The sequence below is a fragment of the bacterium endosymbiont of Bathymodiolus sp. 5 South genome (assembly GCF_900128535.1).
Classification (GTDB): Bacteria; Pseudomonadota; Gammaproteobacteria; order PS1; family Pseudothioglobaceae; genus Thiodubiliella.
This window is the reverse complement of sequence record NZ_FQTR01000252.1, coordinates 1-1,780: the sequence shown is the minus strand read 5'-3', so window position 1 is coordinate 1,780 and position 1,780 is coordinate 1. Positions and strand designations below refer to the sequence as shown.

The window sequence follows — 1,780 nt, the reverse complement described above, 5'->3', positions numbered from 1 at the left end:
TGGCAATATTGGCAATAGTCTTTGCCTTGAGCTTAAGGTTGTTGACTGCTGTTATATCCCCTGATTGGTTAAGGAGGGTGTTTTGTGCGTTTAGGTTGATGTTGTTGCCGGTCATCACACCGTTTTGATTGGTGATATTACTTGCAGTAATGTGGGTGTCGTCTTGTGAGGTGATAGTGCCACTATTGACGATTGTGCCATTGCTGTTGATGGTGATGTTTTGTGCGCTTAAGAACGCTTGGGGTGTTTTGCTTAAATCCTCCAGTGTTGCACCTGCTAAATAGAGTCTTGGCATCAATGCTGTGTATTGTTTGCCATTGAGTTCAACGGTTTGGTTTTCATACCAAACGATGTCTTGAGTTAGAGCCTTGATAGCCGCTTTGCTCAGTGATACACCAAAGGTGATTTCAACACCTTCGTCGGTTAGTTTTTCGTATTCTTCGTTGCTTTGATCAAAGAGCCGATCAAAGGTGGCGTTCATATCATAATCTGCATAAAGACGAGTCTGTTTGGTTTGCTCGCTAATTTGTTTTTGTAGTTGTTGGTGTTCCCAGTAGGCATCACCCAAAGTAATAGGGCTGGACATGGCTGGGTCTAGGAATCTGATATTGGGTCTGGCAAATAGGTATTGTGAGGCTTTGAACTGAGTTATGTCAACAAACTCGTTTCTGGTTTCTATGACATAAGGCTGGGCTTGCGTTGGTTTATTGATTTTAAATTGCCCATTGGTGGCTATTGCCTCAGCAACAGCAGGATTGTCTTGATAGTTGGTGGTTACTTGCCCTAAAAACTCATTATTTTGAATGGTCTCACCATTAGTGATTGACTCATTGGCATTGATTGTTAAGTTTTGAGCTGCGGACAAAGTGCCTTTGTTTTTTGAATAGGCTAATTCGCTTCTAGTGTCGTCCCAAAACTTTGTTTCGTCTGCGTAATGAGTAGTGCAACCATAACTCCAATTATGCCAACCACAAGTTTCCCATGATCTTACCCACTTCTTGCCCCATTTACGATACATTTTATGAGTAGTCACTGAGTCTGTTTCATTGGTGACTTTATTGGCTGTAATGCTTAAGTCTTGTTTGGCACTAATAACTGATGAACTGTTAAACAATTCATCAGATAAATTAATATTTATGTCTTTAAGTGCGCTAATAAAAGCAGGGTTTGAAGCCAGTGTTGAAACCTGCTCGTCTTGTTCTAATACCAGTGTTTGATCCATGACATAGTCGCTCTTAACAACCTTCTCATTAACATCATAGCCATAGTAGCCATCGCTATCATCTTGCTTAGTGTCATAATGGTAGGCGGTGTTGTTGAGGGTTTTGGCGTGAATGGTGATGTTGTTATCAGCCTTAATCACGCCTGATTTGTTATCAATCACTAGGTTTAAGTCGTTATTTGTGTCATGATTTGTGTCATTAATGACAATATCACCCTCAGCTACGATTGAGCTTTTATCATTTAACAGGTGATTAGCGGCAGTTATTTGCAGCTGGTTTTTTGCATAAATTAATCCCCCTTGGGTTTTTTCTTGGGTTTTAGTGGTGTCTTGCGTATCGTTTTGCGTATCGTTAATTAATCCCCCTTGGGTTTTCCCTTGGGTTTTAATGGTGTCTTGCGTATCGTTTTGCGTATCGTTTCGTGTATTGTTTAGTGTGTCTACTGCGATATTGAGATTACCACCTGCTGCCAGTTGCCCACCTTGATTGTTAACGGTATTGGCAGTAATGGCTAAGTTGGCTTGGGCAATGGTGTCTTTGCCCTCATTTTGATAGGT

At 41.1% G+C, this 1,780-nt stretch carries 1 protein-coding gene; it reads right to left on the bottom strand.

Translation table 11 applies throughout. From position 1 onward, the window contains the following. The coding region (locus tag BBROOKSOX_RS10565; RefSeq protein ID WP_139661725.1) for a hypothetical protein at positions 1-1,780 on the bottom strand (1,780 nt) is incomplete at both ends.